General features: G+C 53.3%; 14 protein-coding genes. 7 read left to right on the top strand and 7 right to left on the bottom strand.

The features are described 5' to 3' along the window. Positions 1-26: 26 nt before the first annotated feature. The 3 genes from V3851_RS11340 to V3851_RS11330 all read right to left on the bottom strand — a co-directional run bounded on the left by V3851_RS11340 (position 27) and on the right by V3851_RS11330 (position 3,190). Positions 27-860, bottom strand: a complete 834-nt coding sequence (locus tag V3851_RS11340) for a carbohydrate ABC transporter permease (protein WP_331846637.1) — start codon at positions 858-860, stop codon at positions 27-29. Continuing rightward, complete coding sequence (locus tag V3851_RS11335; RefSeq protein WP_331846636.1) at positions 857-1,753, bottom strand: carbohydrate ABC transporter permease; 897 nt, start codon at positions 1,751-1,753, stop codon at positions 857-859. Before V3851_RS11335 ends, V3851_RS11340 begins: the two co-directional genes overlap by 4 nt. Positions 1,754-1,852: 99 nt before the next feature. Further along, positions 1,853-3,190, bottom strand: coding sequence for an ABC transporter substrate-binding protein (locus V3851_RS11330; protein WP_331846635.1), 1,338 nt, complete (start codon positions 3,188-3,190; stop codon positions 1,853-1,855). A 285-nt stretch (positions 3,191-3,475) separates the two neighbouring features. On the opposite strand from V3851_RS11330, the gene V3851_RS11325 reads away from it, so the two are divergent. Both V3851_RS11325 and V3851_RS11320 read left to right on the top strand, forming a co-directional pair. Next, entirely contained in the window at positions 3,476-6,034 is a 2,559-nt protein-coding gene (locus V3851_RS11325) for a beta-mannosidase (RefSeq protein ID WP_331846634.1), read from the top strand. A gap of 217 nt (positions 6,035-6,251) precedes the next feature. Beyond that, positions 6,252-8,171: an LTA synthase family protein gene (locus tag V3851_RS11320; RefSeq protein ID WP_331846633.1), complete on the top strand. Its 1,920-nt coding sequence runs from the start codon at positions 6,252-6,254 to the stop codon at positions 8,169-8,171. Between the two features lie 77 nt (positions 8,172-8,248). Here V3851_RS11320 and V3851_RS11315 read toward each other — a convergent pair whose 3' ends face one another. After that, positions 8,249-8,671, bottom strand: a complete 423-nt coding sequence (locus V3851_RS11315) for a hypothetical protein (RefSeq protein WP_331846632.1) — start codon at positions 8,669-8,671, stop codon at positions 8,249-8,251. Between the two features lie 222 nt (positions 8,672-8,893). On the opposite strand from V3851_RS11315, the gene V3851_RS11310 reads away from it, so the two are divergent. Continuing rightward, on the top strand, positions 8,894-11,974 hold the full coding sequence (locus tag V3851_RS11310) for a copper amine oxidase N-terminal domain-containing protein (RefSeq protein WP_331846631.1): 3,081 nt from the start codon (positions 8,894-8,896) through the stop codon (positions 11,972-11,974). A gap of 80 nt (positions 11,975-12,054) precedes the next feature. Here the strand turns inward: V3851_RS11310 and V3851_RS11305 are convergent, their stop codons facing one another. Beyond that, a complete protein-coding gene (locus V3851_RS11305; protein ID WP_331846630.1) occupies positions 12,055-12,936 on the bottom strand; it encodes a C1q-like domain-containing protein in 882 nt (293 codons plus the stop codon). Between the two features lie 224 nt (positions 12,937-13,160). Here V3851_RS11305 and V3851_RS11300 point away from each other — a divergent pair, with 224 nt between their 5' ends. The 3 genes from V3851_RS11300 to V3851_RS11290 are packed head-to-tail and all read left to right on the top strand — an operon-like array spanning position 13,161 to position 16,140. Continuing rightward, positions 13,161-14,171, top strand: a complete 1,011-nt coding sequence (locus tag V3851_RS11300; RefSeq protein WP_331846629.1) for a phosphotransferase — start codon at positions 13,161-13,163, stop codon at positions 14,169-14,171. A 7-nt stretch (positions 14,172-14,178) separates the two neighbouring features. Beyond that, positions 14,179-15,177, top strand: coding sequence for a glycosyltransferase (locus V3851_RS11295; protein ID WP_331846628.1), 999 nt, complete (start codon positions 14,179-14,181; stop codon positions 15,175-15,177). Between the two features lie 60 nt (positions 15,178-15,237). Next, on the top strand, positions 15,238-16,140 hold the full coding sequence (locus V3851_RS11290) for a polysaccharide deacetylase family protein (protein ID WP_331846627.1): 903 nt from the start codon (positions 15,238-15,240) through the stop codon (positions 16,138-16,140). 44 nt (positions 16,141-16,184) lie between these two features. Here V3851_RS11290 and V3851_RS11285 read toward each other — a convergent pair whose 3' ends face one another. Beyond that, the gene (locus tag V3851_RS11285; RefSeq protein WP_331846626.1) at positions 16,185-16,988 is read right to left on the bottom strand and encodes a GNAT family N-acetyltransferase; all 804 of its coding nucleotides are present in this window, start codon (positions 16,986-16,988) and stop codon (positions 16,185-16,187) included. Positions 16,989-17,142: 154 nt separating this feature from the next. Further along, entirely contained in the window at positions 17,143-18,870 is a 1,728-nt protein-coding gene (locus tag V3851_RS11280; protein ID WP_331846625.1) for a putative bifunctional diguanylate cyclase/phosphodiesterase, read from the bottom strand. 295 nt (positions 18,871-19,165) lie between these two features. On the opposite strand from V3851_RS11280, the gene V3851_RS11275 reads away from it, so the two are divergent. Further along, the gene (locus V3851_RS11275) at positions 19,166-20,101 is read left to right on the top strand and encodes an ABC transporter permease (RefSeq protein WP_414859297.1); all 936 of its coding nucleotides are present in this window, start codon (positions 19,166-19,168) and stop codon (positions 20,099-20,101) included. The last annotated feature ends 2 nt before the right edge of the window (positions 20,102-20,103 follow it).

Genomic DNA, 20,103 nt, shown 5'->3' with positions numbered 1-20,103 from the left:
CCTCGTCCTTCCCCGGGAGATGCTTCCTATTTTACCGCACCGCTTGCGACGCCTTCAAAGATATATTTCTGAAGGAAAATGTATAGAACGACGGTCGGCAGCAAGATTAGGAGAATCGCGGCGCTGATTAGATTCCAGTTGGCGATATTGACCCCCTGAAAGCGCATCAGAACGGTAGTTACGACGCCCAGGCTCTGCTTCGGCATGTAGAGATAAGGCGTATACATGTCATTATAGATGCTGATGGTTTTCAAAATGATCAACGTTGACGTTGCCGGCGTCAAAAGCGGAAAAATAACCGACCGGTAAATGCGGAACAGGGAAGCTCCCTCTACCATCGCGTTTTCATCCAGGTCGAATGGAATGTTGCGGATAAATTGCAGGTAGAGAATGATCTGGATTACATCGGCACCGATATACAAAATGATGGGCGCCCCCAGCGTATTGTACAGACCGAGAGATTTGATGATGCCGAAGGTGGCAACCTGAGTCGTGATCGACGGAATGACCGTAGCGAATAAATAGAGACCGAAGACCGGTTTTTTCAGCTTGAATTCGAATCTGCCCAGCACATAGGCGACCATGGTGCCGAACAGGATATTGAACACCAGGGCCACGCAGATGATGACCAGTGTGTTGGCAAACCCGCTCAGAAGGCCGCCTCGTTCAAAGACAACGCGGAAATTTTCAAAATTGAAAAAGCTTTTGGGCAGCGCCATCGTACTGGCGGTGTTGAATTCTTCGTCCGCCTTAAAGGAGTTGACGATCACCACATAGGGAGGGAAGAGTACAACGAATACGCCGATCAGCAAAGTGAGATACTTTAAGGCGTCGAATACGTTAAATTTTTTCGCGTTCATTTGCCGCTTCCCCCTCTACTAAGCACAAATTGCTGAAGTCCTACGACCGCGGCGACGAAGAACAGCAGGACAATGCTCATCGCGGAGGCCAGACCGTAGTCGCTGTATGCGAAAGCGGTATCTACGACCCGCTGTACGTATGTTTGGCTCGCACCGGCCGGTCCGCCTTTGGTCAGAACAAACGGCAGATCGAACACTTCCAGTGCACCCGTAACGGTCAGGAACAAGTTGAGCTGAATTACCGGCTTCATATTGGGCAGTGTGATGCGCCAGAAGGTCTGCCAGGCGTTGGCGCCGTCGATCTTGGCCGCCTCGTAAATATCCCTCGGGATCGCCTGCAGGGAAGCGATATAAATAACCATGTTATAGCCCATAAACCGCCACAGGCCCGTGGAAGCGAGCGAATAGTTGACCAGACCGGGAGTCCCCAGCCAGCTGGTCTCGCCGAGCTTGGTCAGTCCGATACTTTGCAGGAACAGGTTCAGCGAACCCTGGGTGGTGTCGAACACATAGCCGAACATAAATGCGACGGCGACGCCGTTCATAATATACGGAAGGAACAGCAGCAGTCTGAAGCCGTTTCTGCCGCGCAGCTTGCTGTTCAGAATCACGGCGAAATAAATCGCGACGGCGTTCTGGATCAGCCCCATGACGAAATAGGCAAAGTTATGCGTAAAAACACCGAAAATATCAGGGTTTGAAAATACTTCTTTATAGTTATTCAGCCCGACCCAAGGCTTCTCCGGGCTGTATCCGTCCCAATCGGTGAAGCTGTAGAAGACAAGCTTGGCGGCCGGATAGTAGGTGAAGAGCAGCAGCAGGCCCACAGGTATGAGCAGGAATGTGAAGATGATGAGCTTTTTCTGCGTCTTGTATGACATAGTTCCGAACATTCCTTAGATCCCTTCTTTCCGCGGTCAGATAAATTTCGAGAGATTGAAAGCAAAATGGATTATCGCGAGCCGATAACCCATTTTGCCAAAGTTGAAAAATTAATAGCCGAGTTCCTGTTTCGCTTTGGCCCAGGCTTTGTTCCATTTGTCGAGCACAGCCTGCGGGTCTTTCGCGAGCACGAATTCCTGTGCGATGGCCGGCAAATCGATTTGCGCTTTGTTGCGGATTTCGATGACCTTCGGATCATCCGGCATACCTTCTTGCAGCTCTACGCCGGTCGCTTGGAATTCGGCCAATTGCGAAAGCTTGGATTCGCGGCCTTCCAGCGGAGAGATGAATCCGGCGAAATCCTCGTAGCCGGAATCTTCAAGCATCCAGGTCAGGAATGCTTTGGTTGCTTCCAGGTTCTTGCTGTCTTTGTTGACGGCATAGAAGAAGTCGGGGTTAAATGCCGCTCTGCTGTCGCCGGAATTATCAAACGGAAGCGGGAAGAAGCCGATGTTGTCGGACTCCGCGCCGACGCCGATCACCTGGTTGATAACCCAGTTGCCGAGGAAATACATGGCCATTTTACCGTTCGCGATATCCTTTTTGGATTGCTCCCAGTTGGTCGAGTTGATATCTTTCTCCAAATAGCCTTTATCGGCTAGTTCTTTAATCAGGGACATCGCTTTGCCGTACCCGTTGTCCATCGTAAACGGAGTTTCCGTGTTGATGATTTCGTTCGGGAAGTCTTTATTGTTCTCGATGACTCTTGGCAGATCATACACCCAGCTGCCCAGCGGCCATTTGTCCTTGAAGTTGGAGGACAGCGGAATCACGCCGTTTTGCTTCAGCTTCTCGCAGGCGGCGAGGAATTCGTCCCAAGTTTTCGGTATCTCCGTAATTCCTGCGTCGGCAAACGCCTTTTTGTTGTATACGATCCCGGAGGTGGAGTTCCCGGTGGTGATACCGTACAGCTTGCCGTCATAGGATTTGAAATCTTTAAAGGTAAGTCCGCTGCTCAATTGCAAATCATCGAGCGGAGCAAAATATTTCGGAAGATCGGAATTCGGAATGTCCGGAATAAACATCAGGTCCGGCAGTTCACCGCTGGCCATCCGGACTTTGGCTTGCTGGTTGTAGTCGGTTTGGCTTGCTTCGAATTCGATTTTGATATTGGGATATTTCTCATTAAACCGTTTGACGTACTCGTCGTATTCTTTGCCGATCATGTCCGTGCGGTTCGTCAGGAAAGTAACCTTTCCGCTCAGCTCGTTGCCGGATGCCTCGCCGCCGTCTCCGCCGGAATTTTGCTCCGTGGAATTGGTCGTACCCGAGTTCCCGGAATTTCCGGAATTTGCGGTGTTGTTGCCGTTGTTTCCGCCGCAGGCCGCCAGAATGGCGGATAATGCGAATACCATCAGGAAGGTGAGCATCACACTCTTTTTCTTCATGCTTTTCATCGCCCCTCGTTTATCATATTTGATAGCGCTTACAAGTAAATTGTATATCAGTTGTTAGGCTAATAAAATGCGCTGAGTTATTTTTTATTGTCTTGAATTGGCTTATTTCTTTGCAATATTTTCATAATATCTTACAAAACAGGGATAGAGTACAGGACGTTTGTTCTACTTTTAATCTAACAAATAACTAACAAATCTATTGAATTTTAAATAGAATCGGGGATAATGAGAGATAACACCACACCCTTGATACAGATGATGGAGGTTTGCGACAAGATGAGCGTTCAACGACAAGCACTGGACCAGTGGAGTTTCAAAGCAACGGACGAAACAAAATGGCTGGCGGCGAAAGTTCCCGGGACGGTGCATACGGATTTGCTGCGGCACGGTATCATCGAGGACCCGTTCTACGGAACGAATGAGCATGATTTGCAGTGGATCGACAAGAAGGATTGGGAATACCGCACGCAGTTTGAGCTTCCGGAAAATTGGAATCATTGCCGGCATATCGAATTGGTATTTGACGGGTTGGATACTTATGCGGATGTCTATGTCAATGAAGCGCATGTTCTGTCCGCGGACAATATGTTCCGCTCCTGGAGCGTCGAAGTGAAGGACCGGCTCCGTCCGGGAAGCAATAATATAACCGTTCGGTTCCGCTCGCCGATCGCCGAGGATTTGCCCAAGCTGGAGAAGCTGGGATACAGTCTGCCCGCGGCCAATGACCAGTCGGAGCTGGGGGGGCTGGGAGATCGCAGAGTCAGCGTATTTGCGCGCAAAGCCCCATATCATTACGGCTGGGATTGGGGGCCGCGCTTTGTGACGAGCGGAATTTGGCGCGAAGCCCGACTGGTCTTCCGGTCCGGCCCCCGGCTGACCGACCTGTTCATCCGGCAGGACGAGATAAGCGGGGAAGCCGCGAAGCTTACCGTCATGGCGGAGATCGAAGCCGACGAGGCCTGGGAGGGGAGATTGGCCGTTTCCGCGGACGGCATGACCTGGGAACAAGAGGTGGCCCTGGAACCGGGGCGGCAGACGGTCGAGTTCCCGCTGGAGATCGTACAGCCACGGCTTTGGTGGTGCCGGGGGCTCGGCGAGCCGGCGCTATACGAATTTGGCGCCTGCCTGACCGGCGAAGACGGCGGAAAGATCGATGAACGCAAGGTGAAGACCGGCCTGCGCCGGATCCGGCTGATTCGCGAAAAGGACGCGGCAGGGGCATCGTTCCGCTTCGAACTGAACGGCGTGCCGGTATTCGCCAAGGGTGCGAACCATATTCCGAACGACAGCTTCATTCCCGAAGTGACGTTCGAGCGCTACCGCCACGAGATAGCGTCGGCCGCCGAATCGAATATGAACATGCTGCGCGTCTGGGGCGGCGGCTTTTACGAAGAGGATATTTTTTACGAGCTGTGCGACGAATACGGGCTATTGGTTTGGCAGGATTTCATGTTTGCCTGCAGTATGTATCCCGGCGATCAAGCATTCCTGCAAAATGTTGCCTCAGAAGCGGAATACAACATCAAGCGTTTGCGGAATCATCCTTGCCTTGCTTTATGGTGCGGAAACAACGAGATGGACTCGGCCTGGGCGCATTACGACGAGGACGGCGGCTGGGGCTGGAAGAAGGACTTTACGCCGGAGCAGCGGGAGACCATTTGGAACGATTATGAGGAAGTCTTCCATAAGTTGCTGCCCGAGGCTGTGGAACGGCTCGGCGGAGGCGTCGCATACTGGCCGTCCTCGCCTTTGCGGGAGCTGACCGGCGACGTAAGCCAGCACGCGACCAAGGTGACGGGGGAAGGGGACGTGCATTACTGGGGCGTATGGCATGCGGTCGAACCGTTCTCCAATTATAACGAGAGAGTCGGACGATTCATGAGCGAATACGGATTCCAATCGTTCCCCGAGCTGTCCTCGGTGCTGAAATATGCGACGGAGGAGCAGCTTGAACTGGAGTCGGACGTGATGCTTGCCCACCAGAAAAACGGCAGGGGCAATCAGATCATTAAGGAATACATGGAGCAGTATTTGCCGCAGCCCCGTGATTTCAAAGCGTTCCTGTATATGAGCCAGGTGCTGCAGGCGGAGGCGATCCAAACGGCAATTGAGGCTCACCGCCGGAACAAACCGTTCTGCATGGGGACGCTGTACTGGCAGATGAACGACTGTTGGCCGGTCGCCTCCTGGGCGGGGATGGACTACTACGGGCGCTGGAAGGCGCTGCAGTATACGGTACGGCGCAGCTTCGGCGAAGTCATGCTGTCCGTCGTTCGGCCCGGCGGGGAGACGGATTCGGACCGGGTGGACTTCCATCTCGTGTCCGACATGCGGAATCCGCTCGAAGCTACCCTGCGTCTGGCATTGTACGATTTCGGCGGGCGGCTGCTCGCGGAGAGCGAGCATACCGTAAATGTGTCTGCCGACGAAGCGCGGATCGTTTATTCGGCGGAGGCGGGAGAACTCTTGAACGGCCATGATCCACAAGGCGTTGTCCTGCTCGCGAGCATCACGCGGGGCGGCTCGGTGCTCGATCATAAATATTTCTATTTCGTATCGTCCCGAAGCATTGATTTACCTCAGGCAACGATTGCCGTCAAGGAAGTTCCGGGCAGCGGCGGAAACCGCTTCACGGTGGAGACGGACGCCTTGGCGAGACAGGTATGTCTGCAGGCCTCCGAGGAAGGCATCTTCAGCGATAACTTCTTCGACCTGATTCCCGGCCTGCCGGTGACCGTTGAATTCCGGCGCCGCTGCGAAGCCGGCAGCGAAGCGTTTGCCGCCGGATCTCCGGGCACGCTGACCGTACTTTCCATGCGGGATTTCATGGCATAAAACTACCGCCGTCCCCGCACCGAAAGACATTTTCTAAAAGCACAAGAACCGTCCGACGCTTGAACAGGACGGTTCTTGTTTTTCCACCGGCGTCGGTTCCCGAATCGGGTTCCAATTGTTGCCGTAACGTCTCGTTTCCGTTGCATCCCCGGAGGAAACAGGGTATTCTTTAATAGATTTATTCATCGATTTTTATAGAGAAGAGTTGAGTTGTGCAATGAGTAGTCCTCTATCGTCGAATCCGAGCAAATTTGTGCTGACTTTTATACTGCTGCTGCTCAAGATCGGGCTGATGCGCTACTTTTTTTATGAAGGCGTTCAATGGCAGGGTCTGCCTGCTGAAGCGTTGTCCGTGCTGGCCTTGCTCTGCTTGGCCGATCTGATCTTCTTTCGCGCAAAAAGGAAAGGCCCCGTTTACTGGGGATTCAATTTTTTGATGTCATTCATGATGTTCGCGGCTACGCTCTATCATGCCCATTTCGGGACGGTGCCGACCTATGCGGTACTGAGCGAGCTGAACCAGGTGCCGCAAATCCGGGCGAGCGTGGGGCCGCTGATCTCCCCGGAACAGTTCCTGTTCTTTGCCGATTTTGTGCTGTTGATCCTATATGTTATCGCGAAGCGCATCCGCCGCAGCTTGCGGAACCGCGGCCTCAGCTTCCGCACGAACCCGCGCGAGCGGGCAAGCCGCGCCCGCCTTGGCTGGAACCTCGGAATGATCTGCCTCTTGATCGTTTCCGTCTTGGCATCGGGGCTCTATGTCCGTTCCGGCAAACGGATCGACAACGAATTGGTTCGCGCCGAAACGATCGGCTTCCTGAATTTTCAGGCCGATGCCGCGTTGCGTAATCGGGAGGAAGAGCGGATGATCGCCGAGGGAAATATCAAGGAAACCGTCGCCAAGATCCAAACGCTTCAGGCAAGGTATCCTTATCGGGAGGGAGCGACGGGGGGCGCCCCGGATTACTTTGGAGCCGCCCAAGGCATGAATCTGATCGTGATTCAAATGGAATCGTTTCAGAATTTCCCCATCCACTTGACCGTGGGCGGGCAGGAAGTCACCCCGGTTTTAAACAGCTTGGCGGAGGAAGGAATTTATTTTCCTCATATTTTCCAGCAGATCGGTCCGGGCAACACCTCGGACGCGGAGTTTATGTCCAACACCTCGATCTATCCGACAGCGGCGGTTGCGATGTCCAAGGGTTACGGCAACCGGGAGCTTCCGAGCCTGCCGCGGCTTCTGCAGCAGCACGGCTATGAGGCGAATACGTTCCATATCAATAAAGTAACCTTCTGGGATCGGGACAAGCTGTATCCGGCTTTGAATTTCGATCAATATTACGATAAGCCGTACTTCAAGAACGACCATTTCAACGATTTCGGCGCCTCGGACGAAGAGATGTACCGGGTCGGAGTAGAAAAGCTGACGGAATTGAAAGCTCAGGGCAAGCCTTTTTACGCCCAGTTCGTGACGACTTCCAGCCACTCGCCGTTCGTCGTGCCGGAGGATAAGGTGAAAATCCAATTGCCGGAAAACCTGAAGGGCACCAACCTCGGCAATTATATTACCGCGGTGAACTATACCGATTATGCGATCGGGAAACTGATCGAGGAATTAAAGGCAAACGGAATGTGGGACAACACCATGCTGGCGATTTACGGGGACCACTTCGGCATTCAGCCGAGCGAAACCGGGGCCGCGGAAATCGAAGAGAAGCTCGGTATTGCCTACGACGACCGGATCAGCCGGTTCAACATTCCGTTTATCGTCCATATCCCCGGGCAGACGCTCGGTATCGTATCCGATATTACCGGCGGCCAGGTCGATATGATGCCGACAGTGGCAAATTTGCTGGGAGTATCGCTTAAGGACGAGAACTTTACCGCGCTCGGCCAGGATTTGCTGAATATCGACCGGAATGTGATCGGCATGCGGTATTATTTGCCGACGGGATCTTTCTTCAACAACGATGTCATGTTCGTCCCCGGCCAGGGATTCGAGGACGGCACCGCCGTCTCGCTGGACACCTTGGAGCCGGTAACGGATATATCGGGATACCGCAGCGACTACTATTATGTAACGGAGCTGATGGGGTTGTCCGACGAATATGTCAACCTGCTGCCTAAGCGGCGTTAGGCTTGCCGATAGACCATCGAAGGATATGCAAAAAAAAGGAGCCGTTCCGGTCATCGCGACCCGGAACGGCTCTTTGCCTAGCCCAAAATTTTATACGGCCTGTGCGCGCTCGCCGAGATGATCTCGGCGGCCTCCGCCATTTGCTGGCGGTATGCCGCTTCGCTTAGCTGCCCGTCGGCATACCGCCGGGTCAACTGCTGCTGAAGCTGTTCCGTTTGCATAGCGATCGCCGGATCGACCTCTTTGTGATGGGCTGCGGCGATCTCAGCCAGCGATTGTCCGTCAAGCAAAGCATCATACAGCTCCTTATCGCTGTTAAGACCGAGCGTCTCGGTCAAACGGTCGGAGTCCGATGGTTTCGTTTTATCGAGGCTGGACAGCCCTGTCGGAGCCGCGGCCGCAGCGTATACCGTGGCCGAAATGTGGCCGGAAATGCCGGGGATGACCGTGATGACGCAAGCCATAGTTCCTACAATAACGATTCGTTTTATATTATTCACAGGTAAATCCTCTCTCATTGTCAGACATATATGTAGCCGCCTATCTACAGGTATTACGTCCCGGAGCGGGCTTTAGTTTCAAATAAACGGATTCTAAATTTTAGAAACAGGGTAAATTGTAGTCGGAATTTGAAATCCGCAGAAACATTTTCCGGTGTTAGAACGTCAGATAGTTATGTAAGGTCAATGGCAATGTTTTTTAGAATGAGGGAGGATGAAACTGTGAGGAAAATATGGACCACATTTTTGGCGGCATTGCTGGTCGTTCCGCTGCTGCTGCAAAATACGGCGCAAGCCGCAACGCCGATCAGTGTGTATATTGACGGCGCCAAGCTGGCAACCGACCAGGCACCCGTAGTGGTGCAAAGTCGCGTTTTGCTGCCGCTCCGCGCGATTTTCGAAGCTTTGGATGCTACGGTCAACTGGAATCAATGGACGCAGACGGTTACGGCGACCAGAGACAATACGACGGTAGTTTTGAAGTTGAAATCCAAAACGGCGACGATCAATAACGAGACGGTGACACTCGACGTACCCGCCCAGGCGATCAACGGCAGAACGCTGGTCCCGGTCCGGTTCGTCAGCGAAGCGCTCGGCAGCCAGGTGGATTGGAACTCCGCCTCCAAACGCGTTGCAATCACTTCGAATAGAGATTCGGGTCAGCAGCCGCAGCCGGGAACGGTTAGTCCCGTATCTTACGTTACGGCGAAGGATGTGGCGAACAACGGAGACGGCCGCGATCTGCAGGTCAGCTTCTCGCGCTCTTCCAGCGAATCGCTGGTCGATCATTACCGGATTCTGGTCGTAAAGGCGGCGAATGCTTCTTCCTTTAATTTGACTTCCGCATTGAAGGTAAGCTCTTCGAATTATACTACGCTGCGGCCAAACGGCGCCGATCCGTCGGTTACGCTGGCCTCGAGTGCCCGGGATGTCGACGGGACGGCGATTCAGACGAATCAATCTTATGTTGTGTATGTGCTCGCGATCGGGAAAAGCGGTTACGGCAGCGCGTTGTCGAACGCTTCGGCGCAACTCGTTCTGGGTACCGGCGTCTCCGTGGATGCGGCCACCAATGTTAAAGCGAGCGACAACAGCGATTACGGAGACGGACGGGACTTGTCCGTAAGCTTTACCCGTGCGCAAAGCGAGAGCAATATTTCGAATTACCGTATTTTCATCGTAAAAACCAAGGATGCAGGCAGCTTTAATCTGGCTGCAGCAGCATCAAACCAATACTATACTAACGTTAGCAAATCGGGGACCGGCACGACGCTGATCGGAAATCTGTCTTCCTCGTCCCGCGATACCTCGGGCGAACTGATCAAGAACGGCGTGTCCTACACGGCATATGTGCTGTCCGTAAGCAATACGAGCACGGCATCGAACAAACTGTCCGCAGCTTCGGGGACAATTAGCTTGAGCAAGGGCGCTGTAACCGCTCCGGTCATTACTCAGGTTGACGATCGCAGCGATTACGGGGATGGCCGGGATTTGCGGGTCAGCTTCACGAAGGTCTCCGATGAGTCGAAAATTTCCGGCTACCGCATCTTCGTCGTTAAGGCGGGCGATTACGGGGACTTTACCCTGAGCCGGGCGAATGCCGTTTCGAGTTCGAACTATACCGAAATCAGCAAAACCGGGTATAACCAAAGCCCGTATCTGTCTTCTTCGGCCCGGGATGTCGACGGGGACAAGATCAAAAACGGAACCAACTATCGCGTCTTCGTGATGGCGGTCGGAACTTCGGCCAACAACGCGCTGTCTTCCGCTTCGAGCAGCATCAAGCTGCTGAACAACTACGGCGTGGGCGCCATCTCCGATTTGGAAGTCAGTGATGTGAACGATTATAACGACGGCCGGGACCTGCTTGTTTCGTTCGACCGGGCTTCCGACGAGTCGAATATCGGTGAATATCGGATTATGGTCGTAAAATCGTCGAATGCAGGCAGCTTTACGGTTTCAAAAGCAAGTAAAGTAACCAGCAAAAATTACACGGTCGCGGCCAAGGGGAAAGACTACAACTCCGTGCTTTCCTCCGGCGCCCGGGATGTGGACGGCGACAAGATCCAAAACGGAACGAGCTATCGCGTGTTCGTCCTGTCCGTAGGCAAGGGCAGTTATGAGGGCGAGAATACCTTGTCCGCTCAATCGTCTTCGATTAAGCTTGCGAACAATTACAGCGTCGCCGCCGTTGTCAAACCCGAAGTGAGCGATGTCAGCGATTACGACGACGGCCGGGATTTGCAGGTTACGTTCAACCGTGCTTCCGATGAATCGAATATTAGCAACTATCGGATTTTCGTAGTCAAATCGTCCGATGCTTCAAGCTTTACCTTGGCAAAAGCCAGCAAAAACGGCTACTACACACAGGTAAGCAAAGCCGGCAACACGCTGAGCCAGGTATTGTCGTCCAAAGCTAGAGACATCGACGGGGATTTGATCGAAGAGGGAGTCAAATACCGGGTCTTCGTTCTTTCGGTCGGCAGCGGCAGCTATAGCGGCAACAACGCGCTGTCTACCGCATCCGATCCGATCACGCTAGCGGATAACTTGACGGTGCAAGCCGTCAGCGGGCTGAGCGTCTCGACCGAGACCGCCAACAGCACCGGTACGGCCGGCGACATCAAAGTCAGCTTCAACAAACCGGCTAACGAAACGAATATCGCCGAATACCGCATTCTCGTGGTTCCTGCGGCCCAAGCCGGCGGGTTCACACTGGAGGATGCAAACAGCGTTACCGTATCGGGCAATTACACTTCGGTGACTCCGAACGGAGGGAATGTTTCCGGTTATCCGGTGCACGGCCCGAATGATGCGTTCGGCGATCCGATCGATACGGAGACCACCTACCGGGTGTTCGTCCTGTCCGTAGCCAAAACGGGTTCGGGGGAGGCCAACAAGCTGTCCGCCGCGTCTTCCAATCAGGTCAAGGTGAATCCGGCCGCTCCTGCGGCGGAGCCTGCGACGATTACGGCGGTTACGGCATTGTCCAACAGCGAAATTCAAGTCAGCTTCACCGAACCGGGAAATACCTCGAATGTCGCTTCATATATGATCGTAGCGACGGAGGCGGGAACGCCGGTGGATTACAATGCGGTACTTAAGGCCGGCTATTCGGTACAGGTTCAAAAGGGAAATACCGGAGAAACGCTGCAGGGAACAGTTACCCGGGATCTTGCGAATGAGACAATAGACACGTCCGACTCTGCCTATGATGTTTACATTCTGTCGGTACCGACGGATACCAGCAGCCCTAACGGGTATGCCTTGTCCGGGAAGTTTACGATAACTACAATGGAATAGACAATATAAATTTAGGCCTTGATTCTCTACTTAATAGAGGATTAAGGCCTTTTTTTATTCTAATTAATCGGGTTATATCATTAAACCGGTGAAGGCAGTCTGGCGGCCGAAAAGACGGTATTGGTTCCAAGGTTAAGGATGGTTCCCGAAGCGGGAAACAATAACGACGGAGCGAAAGTGACCTCCACGGTATCCCCGGCATTGAGCTGTAGAATTTCGGTGACAAAACTGCTCTGCGAAGTACTCGAATTCGGCGTATTGAGAATAAAATCGTCATCCAAACCTATGATATTCCCGTTCACTAACAGCCGGATAATTACATCGCTAATTCTGGTCGCCGCGCTGATATCCTGGGTATATTGGACAGAGGCCACAATCATATAAACGCCTGCCTGTTTAGGGGTGAACGTGGATGTTGCCGGATCGTATTCGTCGTTAAGATCAAATAATTCTCTAGGAAAAGATACCTTTGCTTCAGTGGTAGTTCTCGTCTCCGCCGTTGTCGAAGCTCTAAACGCGGATGCTCTCACAAGATTCGAGGCGTCTCCGGTATTCACATTAATCGTCGGATTGCCGAAGTTGGTAATCGTATCGGTAATCGCTTCCTGTTGATTTTGCAGCTGGGCTTGCAATTGGGCTTGGGCTTGCAGTTGAGCCTGTGCCTGGGCCTGAAGCTGGGCTTGCAGCTGGGCTTGCGCCTGAATCTGCGCCTGCGCCTGGGCTTGCAGCTGCGCTTGAATTTGGGATTGGTTCTGGGATTGGTTTTGCAATTGAGATTGAATTTGAGATTGAATCTGGGCTTGCAGTTGAGCTTGCGACTGAAGCTGTGCTTGAATTTGCAGCTGCTGCTGGGCTTGCTGCTGAGCCTGTTGCTGGATTTGGTTTTGCAACTGCCGGATTTTCAATAGAAATAAACCATTTTTTCTTACTTTAAATTTTCTTGAATGCTTAAACTTATCCATTGGCGCCCTCCATCTTTGGATTGATATGCGATTGCCCTTCCGCTTTTATTTATATGGCATTTATAACGGATCGACTTGGGGCAGATGTACGAGGCCATTCGCACATTTATAAACCGGTGCCGATTTGACAATCGTTGGCAACCTTTTGTACGCTAAATCTAATTTAAATTCGAAGAATCCGCCGCTTTCCGGGGAAATGGAGGGCCGGTCGGAGGAGCATAATGATGAGTGAATTGGAATTAAACAAATATGTGACGCCGGACGGGAGTTTGGACGGCCGGTTACTTTGGAAAAGAGAACCGCTATACCGGGGAATGAACGGGAGGTGTGTGGAAAGATTCTATCCGTCCCCGGAACAAAGCTATATATTCAAGCCGCTGACGAACGGGGAAAGCGTGGACCGGGAGGCCTGGATTTACCGGCATGTGCTGAGCTTGTTCCCCCCGATCTTCCCCAAGCTGCTTGCGGTGTCGATGGAGGGAGCGGGGGAGGCGGGCTGGTCCATTTTCGAGGACCTCGGCCCTTTGCGGCACGATTTCGACCTGGAGCTTGCGAAGGACGTGGTGGAGCGGATGGCCTGGTGGCACGCTTTCCCGGTATCGCATTGGCGAGGGCTTACCGGTCACGGAGTAAAGCCGCCGATCGAACAGATTGCCGCCGATGTGCTGAAGCGGTGGGATGAGGCCGGAGCGCTCCTTAACGATATCGAAGAATACAGCGGATTCGGGCAAAGGGAAATGAACGCACTGATCCGCGGTTTAGCGAATGCGGACGGACAAAGCCTTTCAGGGATCCGGGTTTTGTCGCACGGCGACCTGCATTTGGGCAATTACGCCCGGGGCGCGGACGGCCGCTTGTATATTTTGGACTGGGAACATGCCCATATGAATACCCCGTATTGGGATCTCTATCATTTGATCGACATTTCGCATCCGATGTTCCCCAAGAAGATCACCATACCGGAGCGGGAGATGCTGCTTGATTACTATTTACGGCAGTCCGCGCGCCAAGGGTGTGAATGGGAACGGGAGGCGTTTATCCGGGGATATTTCCGTTTTTCCGCCGCATTTTCCTTGTGGATGCTGCTGCTGATAGCGGGAGATCTGGAACGTGGAGACAGCGTGTGGCCGAAAGACCGGCTGCTTAAGCAAAGAGAAGAGACAAGGGATCATTTAATCGGGTGTCTGTCACGGATCTCGTCCGGGTTGACGGGAAATTTTACACAGAAGGACTGAAGGATTCATGAAAAAAGTCGGTTTAGTGATGCGGAAAATACAGTTTGCCGAAGCCCAAGGGCCGCGCGTGTTTGCCGAGAGGCTGCGGGACCTGGCCCGGGAGCTCGGCGTCGAGATCGTCTTTATTTCGCCGGAACGCCATGTCAGCGGGCACGACTGGATTCCCGGCTATGAACATGAAAAAGGGGATCTCGTCAATTACGATATCGTGCTGGATCAAATTTATGCCGAGGGGATCGAGCATGTCATCTACACCGTATCGGGGTTCACTTTCTTGAAGATGTTTCTGCGCAAAAGCGTACTGTTTCCGCACAGCTTCCCCGACCCCGCATTAACGGGATACGACATGATGAAGCCGTTTTACGGCATTGTGGATAAGGCGATCGTCCAGACGGAATTCCTGAAACGCCAACTGGACACTGTATTCGGCGTAAAGGATGTCGAAGTCATCCCGATCGGCTTCAGCGAGGAGCTGGCGAACCGGCATTTTAACCCGGATGCGGTGGTGGCGAACCGGATTTTGTGGATCGGCCGAGACGAGGAGAACCGGCGTCCGGACCTGGTGCTGGAATACGCCCGGTGTAACCCGGACAAGGAAGTGATTATGGTGTTCGGCGGCCTCCGCTATAAAGAAAGTATGAAAAAATACGATATCCCGGACAATGTCCGCTTACAATTCGCGCTGTCCCAGGACGAAGTGTTCGCATTGATGAATACCGCGAAGGTGTATTGGAGCTGCTCCAAATTCGATACCTTCGCCATGCCGCTGACCGAGGCGCTGGCGATGGGGAAAATCGTCGTCAAGCCGGAGCATCCCTGCTATGACCACATCAGCTCCCGCCATGCCTTTGCCGGGAATGAGCGGAACTGGTTCGAACTGGTCAACATGGCGGCGGCTTCTCCGCTCAAAGTGTCGATGGAGAATCGGGAGTACGCTTTCGCCAAGTTCTCCGGCTCGGTCATGAAGCGGGGATACCGTGATTTCTTTGACCGGTGGCTGCGGTAAACGGGGCATAGAGGGAGGATTCAGTCATATGATAGAATCACCGGAATGGAGGAACTGAAGATGACATTGGGAGAACGATTGGGCTTTGCGCCCGAAGCGAGACTGCTGATCGTCAATGCCGATGATTTCGGGATGTGTCATGCCGCGAACGAGGCGATCCTGTCGCTGCTTCAAGAGCGGGCCGTTTCCTCAGCGACTATGATGATGCCCTGCGGATGGGCGAAAGAGGCGGCGCTGTGGAGCGCCGCCAACCCCGAGCACGATATCGGTGTACATCTAACCTTTACGAGCGAGTGGACCGGCTACAAATGGGGGCCGGTCACCCGCGCCGGAGACGTTCGCACGCTGGTGACGCAGGAGGGCTACTTCCCGGCCGATTGCGCCTCCTTTGAGCCGCGGGCGGACCGTGATCAGGTCCGGCAAGAGATCGTCGGCCAGATTGAAATGGCCCGGTCGATGGGGGTCGACCCCACACACCTGGACAATCACATGGGCAGCCTGTACGGGCTTGTCACGGGCAGGCACTTCCTGGACGTCGTATTGGAAGTATGCGTCCGGTACGGCTTGCCCTTCCGCGTGCCGCGCTATCTGCCGGAGATGGACAATGTGCCGGCGGAAGCGGCCGAAACCGCCCGCCACGTGGCCGAAATGGCCGACCGGATGGGGGTTGTGATTCTGGATTATTTGCTCGGCCTTCCTTTCGGCAAACAACCCGGAGAAACTTATGAATCCTATAAGCGTGATATGATCGCGGCGCTGCGGTCGCTCAAGCCGGGCGTATCGGAAATCATCATCCATCCGGCTTTTGCGAACGAAGAGCTGCGTTCGATCCATCACGAAGGGGAGAAGCGGCAGTGGGATTTCGAGCTGTTCCGCGACCCGGAAGTAAGAGAGGTACTGCTGCAGGAAGGCATCCGTTTCATCCGCTGGAAGGAGCTGCGGGAACTGCAGCGGCAGGGCTAGCTTAGGCGGTAAAGTAATCCGACATGAACAACCCCAGCCTGTTACTATGCTTGCAGGTGATAGTAGGGAAGGCGAATCGTCGGCACAAACCCGACCTTTTGCGCCAGGAGGTAAGAAGCTTCGTTCTCTCTCCGGCAGGACCAGACCGGTTCCAGACCGTTCCTTAAGCAATATTCGATCAGAGCCATGCTGACGTGGAAGGCGTAACCCTTGCCGCGCGCCTGTTCCGCCGTTTCGATGCCGATTTCGAGCTGTTCCCCGATCCGGAAGGCGCCGAAGGCGGTGGACACGGCCTCTCCGTCCTCAATCAGGCTGAAGCCCTTTCCCCGCCCCAGGAACTCGTCCGCGTCGATCCAGAAATTTTTGGGGCTGACGCTTCCGCTCAGTTGATGAAACATTTCTTTGGTCGTTGGGACGATGGTGTGAAGCCCGGGAACGGCCCGGCTAGCGGCGGATTCATAAGTTTGCCGGTCGAAATTGAAATTGATTCGGCTGTATTCCGTGATTTTGCGATCGCGGTTTTGCTCCGATCCGGCAAGCTCGGCGATAAAGAAATTCCATTCGTCCGGATAGGCCTGCAGCCATTCCGCGGCTTGTCTGGCTTGTCCGGCATTTAGAAGATAGTTTTTCAATGCTTCGCGAAAATCGTCGTCCCCGCTTTTTCCGAACAAGAGCGACATCCCGTAAGGATTCACGATATAAAACGCGCCCGGATTTTCCGCGTTATCCGCATACACGGTCCCCCGGACCTGCCCGGTGAGAACCGCCTGGGCAAACAAAGTGTTGATCGGGATCGACCGCAGTTGTTCCGCTACTTTGCCGTAATCCTTGTCTTCCAATCGAATCATAGCGCTTCCTCCATTCTGATGAAGAAAATGTACTGTACTAGTCCATCATAGGGGCTTATGGCTCCTTCGCTCACCAAGATTTATCACAAAAAATGGCAACAGGCACCTAACGGAACTTCCGCGAGGTGCCTGTTGCCATTTTTATAATAAGTTATTAAATTCGGCTGATCCGCAGCATTTCCTCCATCGTTTCGCTGTCGACGGGACGGCTATAGTAGAAGCCCTGGATTTGGTCGCAATCATGCTGCCGCAGAAAGTCGAACTGTTCCTTCGTCTCTACGCCTTCGGCCAGCACCGTCAGGCCCAGCGATTTGCCCAGTTGAATAATCGACAGGAGCAGCGAATTGTCTCTTGGCGAAGCGGGCGTATTGCGGACAAAAGTCCGGTCGATTTTGAGCACCTGCAGCGGCAGCTCCTTCAAATAATAAATCGACGAGTATCCCGTCCCGAAATCGTCGACCGAGAGGGAAATGCCGCGCTGCTCCAAAGAGTCGAGCCGGTCTTTAATCAGCACCGGATCATTCAGCAGCGACTCAGTTACCTCCAGCTCCAGGTACCGCGGTTCAAGCCCGGTCTGCTCCAGCACGGCTTCCACCGTCCGGACAAACTGCGGGTGCCTGAATTGGACGGCGGACACGTTGACGGATACCGGCAGCTTGGGGTAACCGGCATCCTGCCAGCGCTTGTTGGTCCGGCAGGCTTCCCACAGCACCCATTCCCCGAGTTCGACGATGAATCCGCTCTCCTCGGCGATCGGAATAAAGGAGGCCGGCGAAACGAGGCCTTGCGCGGGATCATTCCAGCGGATCAAGGCTTCCAGCCCCGTCAAGGTCCGGGTTGCCAGATCGACCTTCGGCTGGTAGAACAGCTCGAATTCCCCTACCGCCAGCGCCCGTGGCAGCTTCTTTTCTATTTGGACGCGTTCCAAAAGCTTGTCCATCAAATAATAATCGAAATAATGCGGGTCGCCGAGCGACGCGCCTTTGGCCTCTTTCATCGCCAGCTCGGCATGCTTCAGCAGCACCGGCACATCCCCGCCGTCATCCGGGAAGATGCTGATGCCCATCCCGAAGCCGACGCCGATTTCCTCGCCAAGCACGGTATACGGTTGTTTGAGCAGCTCATTTAAACCGCTGGCCGCTCTATGGATATGTAACGGGTCGTCCAGGCGGGGCAACAGGATGATAAAATCATCGGCAAAGCTGCGGCAAATTGGCGTATCCTCGCTGAAATAGGCGCGGATCCGTTCGCCTACCCGGGCGAGCAGCTCGTTGCCGGCGCCCTCGCCGTAGCTTTCGTTTATGTATCGGAATTTGTTCAGGTTGATGCGCAAAATGGCGGCCGTTTTATGTTCGCTTTCCGTAGCGGCCAGCTCGGATCGCACGACCTCCTTGAAACGGTTCATATTGAGCAGACCGGTTACCGGATCGAAGTAGGAGAGCTGGCGCATTTTCTGGTCTGAAGCATTCCGCTCCTCCATCTCCTCGGTAACGTCGAACTGCAAGCCGACAAAATATCCCGGCTTGCCGTCCGGGTCCGGAACGGGGCTGATAATAAATTGATTCCAGAAGGAGCTGCCGTCTTTTTTGTAATTCTTGAAGGTGACCTTATCCATCCGGTTTTCCTGAATGGCCTTTTGAATGATGTTGACCAGTCTTCTGTCGGTTTCTTCGCCGTATAAGAATCCGCCGTTACGCATGAGAACCTCTTCCCGGGAATAGCCGGTAATTTGCTCGAAGCCCCGATTCACGTAAACGAGCGGGTTATCCTTCAGATTGGGATCGATAATGGCCATACCCACGCCCATCGCGTCGATGGAGCGCAATAAAGCGGATGAATCGATGATCGACTCCATTCGGGAATAACAGACTTCCTTGTCCATTGTAAAAGACCCCCTATTAATAACCGTAAACGGAAAGTTATGTAACGCTAGTCATGTCCGGCATACGGGAGTGCATCCTAATCCCATCATAAATGGGGGGTTTCAGGAAATCAATGGATACTTTTTTCGCCATCCGAAATATGAGCCCCCAATACGAAATCTGGAGCCTTACCCCTGTCCGGGAATCAACTTAGAATTAAATTACGCATTATTGAAAGTGCTTTCATATTATAGCCCATGAACAGCTTGGAGGTCAGAGGGAATGGAAATGCAACAGATTACTAATCCTGCAGCCATGACACAAAAAGAGACGCCGCCATCAAAAAGGCGCAAATGGCTGAAAAAACTGTATTCGCAACGACATATTCAAATCATGGCTCTTCTCGGCATCGCCTGGATGATCATTTTCAACTACGTTCCCATGTACGGCATCATCATTGCGTTTAAGGATTACGACATCATCAGAACCATTTCCGAAGCCCCATGGGTCGGACTGGAGCATTTCAAAGAATTTTTGTCGGATGAAAATTTTGTATATATCATGAAAAATACGCTGGGCATCAGCTTGCTCAAGCTGTTGACGTTCCCGCTGCCGATTATATTCGCTCTCTTCTTGAATGAGGTTCGCTCGCTGCGCTTCAAGAAAGCGATTCAGACGATTTCTTACCTGCCCCACTTCTTGTCTTGGGTCGTGCTGGGCGGCATTCTGGCAACCTGGTTGTCGGACGTGGGAATTATCAATGAAATCTTAATGGCGCTGAACCTGATCGATCAGCCGATTTCTTACCTGGCTGAACCGAAATATTTCTGGACGATCGTCATCACTTCGGATGTGTGGAAGGAGCTCGGTTGGTCCGCCATTATATATTTGGCCGCGATTACGAGCATCTCTCCTGAAATGTACGAGGCCGCTAGAATTGACGGTGCCGGACGTTTCCAACAAATGTGGTACGTTACGCTTCCGGCAATCAAGGCCACCATCAGCATCCTGTTTATTTTGGCCGTCAGCGGCGTGCTAAACTCCAACTTCGACCAGATCCTGGTATTGCGCAACGCATTGAACGACAGTGCAAGTAATGTTATTGATTACTACGTGTATTATACAGGCATTTCTTCCGGCCGATATTCGTACTCCGCGGCAATCGGATTGTTTAAATCCGTCATTGCGATCACGCTGCTGCTGATTGCGAACCAAGTATCCAAAAAACTCAACGACACTTCGTTGTTTTAGGC

The organism is Paenibacillus haidiansis (assembly GCF_036553665.1).
GTDB classification, from domain to species: domain Bacteria; phylum Bacillota; class Bacilli; order Paenibacillales; family Paenibacillaceae; genus Fontibacillus; species Fontibacillus haidiansis.
Note: the sequence above shows the minus strand (reverse complement) of the source record. Positions and strands in the feature narration are given on the sequence as shown.

What these genes read in the sequence shown, in the direction of transcription:
- V3851_RS11340 (WP_331846637.1), bottom strand. Translation starts at nt 860, where the DNA reads ATGAACGCGAAAAAATTTAACGTATTCGACGCCTTAAAGTATCTCACT.
- V3851_RS11335 (WP_331846636.1), bottom strand. Translation starts at nt 1,753, where the DNA reads ATGTTCGGAACTATGTCATACAAGACGCAGAAAAAGCTCATCATCTTC.
- V3851_RS11330 (WP_331846635.1), bottom strand. Translation starts at nt 3,190, where the DNA reads ATGAAGAAAAAGAGTGTGATGCTCACCTTCCTGATGGTATTCGCATTA.
- V3851_RS11325 (WP_331846634.1), top strand. Translation starts at nt 3,476, where the DNA reads ATGAGCGTTCAACGACAAGCACTGGACCAGTGGAGTTTCAAAGCAACG.
- V3851_RS11320 (WP_331846633.1), top strand. Translation starts at nt 6,252, where the DNA reads ATGAGTAGTCCTCTATCGTCGAATCCGAGCAAATTTGTGCTGACTTTT.
- V3851_RS11305 (WP_331846630.1), bottom strand. Translation starts at nt 12,936, where the DNA reads ATGGATAAGTTTAAGCATTCAAGAAAATTTAAAGTAAGAAAAAATGGT.
- V3851_RS11300 (WP_331846629.1), top strand. Translation starts at nt 13,161, where the DNA reads ATGAGTGAATTGGAATTAAACAAATATGTGACGCCGGACGGGAGTTTG.
- V3851_RS11295 (WP_331846628.1), top strand. Translation starts at nt 14,179, where the DNA reads ATGAAAAAAGTCGGTTTAGTGATGCGGAAAATACAGTTTGCCGAAGCC.
- V3851_RS11290 (WP_331846627.1), top strand. Translation starts at nt 15,238, where the DNA reads ATGACATTGGGAGAACGATTGGGCTTTGCGCCCGAAGCGAGACTGCTG.
- V3851_RS11285 (WP_331846626.1), bottom strand. Translation starts at nt 16,988, where the DNA reads ATGATTCGATTGGAAGACAAGGATTACGGCAAAGTAGCGGAACAACTG.
- V3851_RS11280 (WP_331846625.1), bottom strand. Translation starts at nt 18,870, where the DNA reads ATGGACAAGGAAGTCTGTTATTCCCGAATGGAGTCGATCATCGATTCA.
- V3851_RS11275 (WP_414859297.1), top strand. Translation starts at nt 19,166, where the DNA reads ATGACACAAAAAGAGACGCCGCCATCAAAAAGGCGCAAATGGCTGAAA.